Genomic DNA, 7,302 nt, shown 5'->3' with positions numbered 1-7,302 from the left:
CGCGCCCAACCTTGCCCGCGCCCAACCTTGCCCGCGCCCAACCTTGCCCGCGCCCAACCTTGCCCGCGCCCAACCTTGCCCGCGCCCAACCTTGCCCGCGCCCAACCTTGCCCGTGCCCGGCCTTGCGCGCTCACCCTGGCCGCCCGTCCACGGGCGTGCCCGCCCTGCCGACCCGGCCCGCCCACCGACCGGGCCCTTTGCCGCCCCAGTCCTCCATCGCCCCGGCCCCCGCCCCCCGGACCGCCCTCTCGACCTTGCCTGCCCGGCGACCTTGCCTGCCCGGCGACCTTGCCCGCCCGGCGACCTTGCCCGCCCGGCGAGCTTGCCCGCGCCCGGCTTTGCCCGTTCACCTTGCCTGCCCGTCTCCAGGCGTGCCCGCCCTGTCGACCCGGCCCGCCCACCGACTGGGCCCTCTGCCGCCCCAGTCCTCCGCCCTCCCCCCAGACCGCCCCTCCCAGACCGCCCCTCCCAGACCGCCCCTCCCAGACCGGCCCCCCGGACCGGAGCGCCGCCGACCCCTCGGACCGGAACGCCGCCGACCCCTGGACCGGAGTGCCACCGACCCCCGACCGGAGCGCTCCGCCTCACCGGCGCGACCGACCGAGGCGTCCCGCGAGGCGTCTCCCTGGGCGTCCACCTGTCGGGACCGCGGAGACCTGCCCTGACCTGCGCCCAGGCCCCTGCCCCCACTGTGGAAGGATTCGCGGCGTGCTGCGCTGGATCACCGCTGGGGAGTCCCATGGACCGGCCCTCGTCGCCGTGCTGGAAGGCATGGTCGCCGGGGTCGAGGTCACCACTGCCGACCTGACCGCTCAACTCGAGCGCCGCCGCCTCGGCTTCGGCCGGAGCCCGCGCATGGGCTTCGAGGCGGACGAGGTCGAGATCCTCGGCGGTGTCCGCCACGGCCTCACCCAGGGCGGCCCGGTCGCGGTCCGGATCGGGAACACCGAGTGGCCCAAGTGGCAGAAGGTGATGTCCGCCGACCCGGTCGACCCGTCCGAGCTCAAGCCGACCGGCCGCAACGAGGCGCTGACCAGGCCACGCCCCGGCCACGCCGACCTGCCCGGCATGCAGAAGTTCGGCTTCGACGAGGCCCGCCCCGTGCTCGAACGCGCCAGCGCCCGGGAAACCGCGGCCCGCACCGCGCTCGGCACGGTCGCCCGCCACTTCCTCAAGCAGGTCTTCGACGCGGACGTGATCAGCCACGTCGTCTCCATCGGCAAGGCCAAGACGCCCGCCGACGCGCCCGTGCCCGGCCCGGACGACCTGGCCGCCGTCGACGCGAGCCCCGTGCGGGCCTTCGACGCACGGGGCACCGAGGCGATGGTGGCCGAGGTCGAGGCGGTGAAGGAGGCGGGTGACACGGTCGGCGGCGTGATCGAGGTCATCGCCTACGGCCTGCCGCCGGGCCTCGGTTCGCACGTCCACTGGGACCGGCGCCTCGACGCGCGGCTGGCCGGCGCGCTGATGGGCGTGCAGGCGATGAAGGGCGTCGAGATCGGCGACGGCTTCACCACCGCCGAGCGCTGGGGCAGCGAGGCGCACGACGAGATCGACCGCGGCCCGGGCCCGAAGGGCGTCACGCGCCGCTCCAACCGGGCGGGCGGTCTGGAGGGCGGCATCACCAACGGCGAGCCGCTGCGCGTCCGCGTCGCCATGAAGCCGATCTCCACGGTGCCGCGTGCGCTGTCCACTGTGGACGTCCGAACCGGAGAGCCCGCGGTGGCGATCCACCAGCGCTCGGACGTGTGCGCGGTGCCGCGCGCGGGCGTGGTGCTGGAGTCCGTGGTGGCGCTCGTGCTGGCCGAGGCGGCGCTGGAGAAGTTCGGCGGCGACTCGATCGCCGAGACCAAGCGCAACGTCGCCTCCTACCTGGAAGCGCTGGAAGCCCGCTGGGAGGGTCTGTGAGCCCCCGATTCGTCGTCCTCGGCCCACCCGGAGCCGGAAAGACGACGGTCGGCCTGCTGCTCGCCGAACGCCTCGGCGTCGCCTTCCGCGACACCGACGACGACATCGTCGCCACCGCCGGCAAGCCGATCTCCGACATCTTCACCGACGACGGCGAACCCGCGTTCCGCACGATGGAGGAAGAAGCCGTCGCCGAGGGCCTCAAGACCCACGACGGCGTGCTGGCGCTCGGCGGCGGCGCGGTGCTGTCCGCGACCACCCGCGGCCGGCTCGCCGGGCACACCGTGGTCTTCCTCAACGTCGGCATGGCCGAGGGCGTGCGGCGCACCGGCATGTCCAGCGCCCGACCGCTGCTCGCGGGCGTGAACCCGCGCGCGACCTTCAAGTCCCTGCTGGACGCTCGCCTGCCGCTGTACCGGGAAGTCGCCACGATCGAGGTGACCACCGACGACCTCACCCCGGAGCAGGTGGTGGACGCGGTGCTCCGCCCGACGGAGCCGGCGCAAGGGACCTGAGTGGACCTGACCGGGGCCCAGGTCCTCGCGCACCGCGCCGCGGTGCAGGGCCTGCACGGCGACGACCCCGACGCGGTGCTGCCGCTGGGCGTGGTGGACAGCCCGCCCAAGACGGGCGCGGCGGCGCTGGGCGTGCGAGGTCGCCGCGAACCCACCGACGACCTGGTCCGCGTGCTGAGCCTGCGCGGCGCGCCCCACCTGCACCGCCGCGAGGACCTGCCCGCGCTGCGCCGCCAACTCCGGCCGCGCACGCCGCGGCAGCTGGCGGCCTGGTGCGGTGCGCACCCGACGCCCGACCTGGAGCACGTCGACCTGGTCGTCGACCTCCTGCACCGCGAGTTCCCCGGCGAGACGGCCACCAAGGGCGAGCTGTCCGCGGCGATCAGCCCGCTGCTGCCGGCCGCCGTCACCCCGCACTGCCCGACCTGCCGGGTCGACCACGTCATCGAGAACGTCTTCCGCCTCGCCACCCTCCTCGCGGGCATCGAGCTGGACCACCTCGGCAAGCAGCTCGTCTTCCGCCGCCCGACCGCGAAACCGGACGTCGACGAGCCCGGCGAACCGACCCTGCTGCGCGACTACGCCCGGCTCGTCGGCCCGTTCGCCAAGGCCGACGCCGAGAAGTGGCTCGGCGCGGGCCCGCAGGACAGCTGGCCCGACCTGCGCCCGGTCCGGGTGGACGGCACGCGGCTGCTCGCGCACGAGGACGTCGCCGAAGCACCCGACCCGCCCGCCGGCCTGCTGCTGTTCCCGCGCGACCCCTACCTGCTCGGCCCGCGTCACCTGGTCGCCGACCCGGACGTGGCCAAGCGGGTCTGGCGGCCCGTCGGCAGCCCCGGCGCGCTCGTGCTGCACGGCCGGGTGACGGGCGCGTGGCGGCACGAGTTCCGCGGCCGCACGGTGACGTTCCAGGTCACCGGCTGGTCGCAGGTCAGGGGCACGGCGCGGCGTGCGGTCAAGGACCAGGCCGAGGTGCTGGCCGGGGTGTGGGGCGGGAACGCGCTGGGCGCGGACGTGGTCGAATGGTGACCCGACGAGGGGAGTGGTGATGGGCGAGCCGGTGCGGATCCGCGTGGCCGCGGAACGACCGTACGACGTGGTGGTGGGCCGCGGCCTGCTCGGCGACCTGGTCGAGACCCTGAAGGGCACGGCCAAGGCGGCGATCGTCCACACACCGACGTTGGCCGAGACCGCCGAGGCGGTCCGCGGCGAGCTGGAGGCGGCCGGGATCGACGCGCACCGCGTCGAGGTCCCCGACGCCGAGGACGGCAAGGACCTGCGGGTCGCCGGGTACTGCTGGGACGTGTTCGGCCGCATCGGCCTCGGTCGCACGGACGTCGTGGTCGGCCTCGGCGGCGGCGCGGTGACCGACCTGGCCGGGTTCGTCGCCTCCACCTGGATGCGCGGGGTGAAGCTGGTCCACGTGCCCACCACGTTGCTGGCCATGGTGGACGCGGCGGTCGGCGGCAAGACCGGCATCAACACCGACGCCGGCAAGAACCTCGTCGGCACGTTCTACGAGCCGGACGCCGTGATGGTCGACCTGACCACGCTGGAGACATTGCCCCGCAACGAACTCGTCGCGGGCATGGCCGAGGTGGTCAAGGGCGGTTTCATCGCCGACCCGGTGATCCTCGACCTGATCGAGGCCGACCCGGAGGCCGCGCTCGACCCGGCCGGCGACGTGATCGAGGAGCTGGTCCGGCGCAAGATCCAGGTCAAGGCCGATGTCGTGTCGACCGACCTGCGCGAATCGGACCTGCGCGAGATCCTGAACTACGGCCACACCCTGGCGCACGCCATCGAACGCCGCGAACGCTACCGCTGGCGGCACGGCGCGGCGGTCAGCGTCGGCCTGGTGTTCGCCGCCGAACTGGCCCGCCTGGCCGGCAGGCTGGACGACACCACCGCCAACCGCCACCGCTCGATCCTCACCTCGCTGGGCCTGCCGACCGGCTACGACCCGGATGCGCTCGGCCAGCTCCTGGAGGGCATGAGGTCGGACAAGAAGACCCGCTCGGGCGTGCTGCGGTTCGTGGTGCTCGACGGCCTGGCCAAGCCCGGCCGGCTGGAGGGCCCGGACCCGGCGCTCATCGCGGCTGCCTACTCCGCGGTCGCGTCCGAGCCGAAGTCGGGCGGCAGCATCCTCCTCTGACCCCGCAAAACGTCCCACCCCGCGCCGACGCACGCTCCCGTGCGCCAGCCCGCCGCGCATCCCACGCACAACCGACACGCACACCCGCGCCCAACCGGCCCCGGCGCACACCGACGCGCACATCCCCCGCGCCAGCCTGCCGCAGCCCCAAGGGCCCGGCAGGCCGCCGCACACCCACGCGTGCGCGTCGGTTGTGCTCAGGCGACGCGAACCCCCTCCGCATCAAGCCGCCGCACACCCACGCGTCCCCGCGCGTCACGCGACGCGACATCCCTGGGCGCCGAGCGCCGCAGACCGCCCCCAAGCCGCCGCAGACCCGGAGGCCAAGCCGACCCGGCCAGCCGCCGACCCGGCCAGCCGCCGACCCGGCCAGCCGCCGACCCGGCCAGCCCGAGCCAAGCGACTCCCGAGCCAAGCGACTGCAGTCACCCGAGCGCCAAGCCACCGCAGCCACCCCGAGCCAAGCCACCGCGGCCACTGGCCAACGCAGTCACCCGTGAGCGAAGCCCGCCGCAGTGACCCGTCAGCCAAGCCACCGCAGACACAGGGGGCCGGGCGCCACACCTTCTTTTTTCCGGCAACAAATCCGGCGTTACCGTTCATCCCCGAAGCCGGTGCCACTTTCGGGTGATCATCGGGGGTCGAGGGCGTTAGCGGGCTGAACGAGGGTGAGGAGGCCGGATGACGGCGGGGCACCTGCACCACGTCGAGCTGTGGGTGCCGGACCTGGCCCGTGCCGAGCACAGCATCGGCTGGCTGCTCGGCGAGCTGGGCTGGGTCGAGTACCAGCGCTGGCCGGCCGGGGTGAGCTGGCGGCTCGGCCCGACCTACCTCGTGGTCGAGCGCTCGCCCGCGCTGGAGACGCACCACCGGCTCGGCACGGGGCTGAACCACTTGGCGTTCCACGTCGGCGGCCGGGTGGAGGTCGATCGGTTGGCGGCCGAGGCGACCGGGCACGGGTGGTCGCCGTTGTTCGCGGACAAATACCCCCACGCGGGTGGTCCCGATCACTACGCAGCCTATCTGGAGAACACAGACGGCTTCGAAGTGGAGCTCGTGGCCTCTTCCGGTTGACACTCGACAGACGTAGTCGATCTCTACACTGAACGGAACCGGGTGCGCCGCCGTCATCCCGGTGTCCGAACGCCGGCAGAAGTGGAGATCGGCCCCGCCATGTCCAGGTCCGATGCGGGAGCGGTGAGGCTCCTCGGGTCCGCGATGACCGTCGTGCTGGTGACGGCCTGCGCCCCGAGCGCCGCCGACCCGGCGTCGGCACCCGCCCCGAGCAGCGCCACGCCCACGTCCAGCCCGGCGCCGCCCAGCACCAGCACGACCGAGGCCAAGCCGGTGCCGCTGGCCGCCGACCGGGGCAGGCAGAGCGGTGGCGTGGTCGCGCACGGCGGCGACGCGCCGTACAACTACGGCCCGACGATCCTGCTGGAGGGCGGCCGGCACCGCATGTGGTGGTGCAGCCAGCTCATGGTCGCCGCACCACCCGGCGACGACCTGCTCTACGCGGAGAGCGCCTCGGCGGCAGGCCCCTTCGCCGCGCCCAACGGCACGCCGGCCATGCCGGTGCTGTCCGGCAGCGTCACCGGCTTCGACGGCGTGCACACCTGCGACCCGTCGGTGATCAGGCTCGGCGGCACCTACTACCTCTACTACACGGGCGCGGCGGGCGACCACGCCAACGGCAACGCGATCGGGGTCGCCACCAGCCCGGACGGCATCTCGTGGACGCGCGCGGCCGGCGGCAAGCCGATCGTGAGCCCGTCCTACGACAAGGTCAGGGACAACACCTACGGCGCGGGCCAACCGTCGGTGCTGGTCGTCGACGGCTGGTTCCACCTCATGTTCACCGACACCACCGGCGAGGCCGCCGGGTGGAACGGCGCGGGCCAGTTCGTGCTGCGGTCCAAGGACCCGACGTTCGCCTCCGGCGTGCAGGCGCTCGGGCCGGCCGGCTTCCAGCAGGTGCCCGACACGCGCTCGAAGCGGACCCGCTCGGTGGTCGACGCGTTCAGCGCCGACTGGATGTACGTCGCCGCGCTGCGCGCGTTCGTCATCGCCCACGAGACCGAGCACGGCACGTCGTTGACGTTCTGGAACAAGGAGTTCACCGCGAACCCGCACCCCCAGGTGCACATCCCGGGCCCTTGGCGGGAAGGCCCCGGCCTGGTCCGCACGCCCCTCGGGCACGCGCCGGTGACCGCGGACGACCCGTGCGGCCGGATCGCGGTGGACGTGGTCCGCGCGACCCTGGACGGCGCGGCGGCCGCGCCGACCGACCTCAGCCAGTTCGGGCTCGACCTGGCGAACGTGCCGGGCTGCGCGGACGAGGACTCGGCGGCGTTGCTGCGCGGTTACGCCGTGCCGTCGCCCGCGAACACCACCGACCTCGTGCTGGACGGCGAGGTGGTGCGGCTGGAGCGCCGTTCGGTGACCGACCGGCTCGCCACCAGGGTGCTCGACCGCCGTCCGCCGGTCGTGGACGACCTGCCCGTCGCGGCGGAGATCCCGGCCGGCGCGAAGGCGGTGCGCGCGCCCGACGGCCGGATCGGGCTGCTGGTGAAGGACCGGCTGTGGGCGCTGGGCGCGGGCGAGGCCGCGATCGAGATCGTCACGCTGAACTCGTCGCAGCTCACGTCGGTCACGAAGAAGGAGTGGGAGTCGTACGAGAAGGCGGGCGAACTGCGCCGCTGACGCCGTTCGCCGGACCGGCC

The 7,302-nt window shown here is 74.1% G+C and carries 6 protein-coding genes; all 6 read left to right on the top strand.

Going from position 1 to position 7,302, the window contains the following annotated elements:
- The first annotated feature begins 709 nt into the window (after window positions 1-709).
- The 6 genes from aroC (at window position 710) to ACZ7GX_RS24665 (ending at window position 7,282) form a co-directional block, all read left to right on the top strand.
- A complete protein-coding gene (aroC, locus tag ACZ7GX_RS24690) occupies window positions 710-1,909 on the top strand; it encodes a chorismate synthase (RefSeq protein WP_498779873.1) in 1,200 nt (399 codons plus the stop codon).
- Complete coding sequence (locus ACZ7GX_RS24685) at window positions 1,906-2,424, top strand: shikimate kinase (protein WP_498779872.1); 519 nt, start codon at window positions 1,906-1,908, stop codon at window positions 2,422-2,424. The genes aroC and ACZ7GX_RS24685 overlap by 4 nt, the downstream gene beginning before the upstream one ends.
- Window positions 2,425-3,453 (top strand): DNA glycosylase AlkZ-like family protein, encoded by a 1,029-nt coding sequence (locus tag ACZ7GX_RS24680; protein WP_498779871.1) that lies wholly within the window; start codon window positions 2,425-2,427, stop codon window positions 3,451-3,453.
- Window positions 3,454-3,472: 19 nt separating this feature from the next.
- Window positions 3,473-4,579, top strand: a complete 1,107-nt coding sequence (gene aroB / locus ACZ7GX_RS24675) for a 3-dehydroquinate synthase (RefSeq protein ID WP_498779869.1) — start codon at window positions 3,473-3,475, stop codon at window positions 4,577-4,579.
- 681 nt (window positions 4,580-5,260) lie between these two features.
- A complete protein-coding gene (locus ACZ7GX_RS24670; protein ID WP_498779867.1) occupies window positions 5,261-5,653 on the top strand; it encodes a VOC family protein in 393 nt (130 codons plus the stop codon).
- 99 nt (window positions 5,654-5,752) lie between these two features.
- Window positions 5,753-7,282 (top strand): glycoside hydrolase family protein, encoded by a 1,530-nt coding sequence (locus tag ACZ7GX_RS24665; protein WP_498779865.1) that lies wholly within the window; start codon window positions 5,753-5,755, stop codon window positions 7,280-7,282.
- Window positions 7,283-7,302: the final 20 nt, after the last annotated feature.

This window comes from Actinosynnema sp. NPDC037264, from assembly GCF_055603705.1.
This window is presented reverse-complemented; position numbering and strand designations above follow the sequence as displayed.

What these genes read in the sequence shown, in the direction of transcription:
- aroB (WP_498779869.1), top strand. Translation starts at nt 3,473, where the DNA reads ATGGGCGAGCCGGTGCGGATCCGCGTGGCCGCGGAACGACCGTACGAC.
- ACZ7GX_RS24670 (WP_498779867.1), top strand. Translation starts at nt 5,261, where the DNA reads ATGACGGCGGGGCACCTGCACCACGTCGAGCTGTGGGTGCCGGACCTG.
- ACZ7GX_RS24665 (WP_498779865.1), top strand. Translation starts at nt 5,753, where the DNA reads ATGTCCAGGTCCGATGCGGGAGCGGTGAGGCTCCTCGGGTCCGCGATG.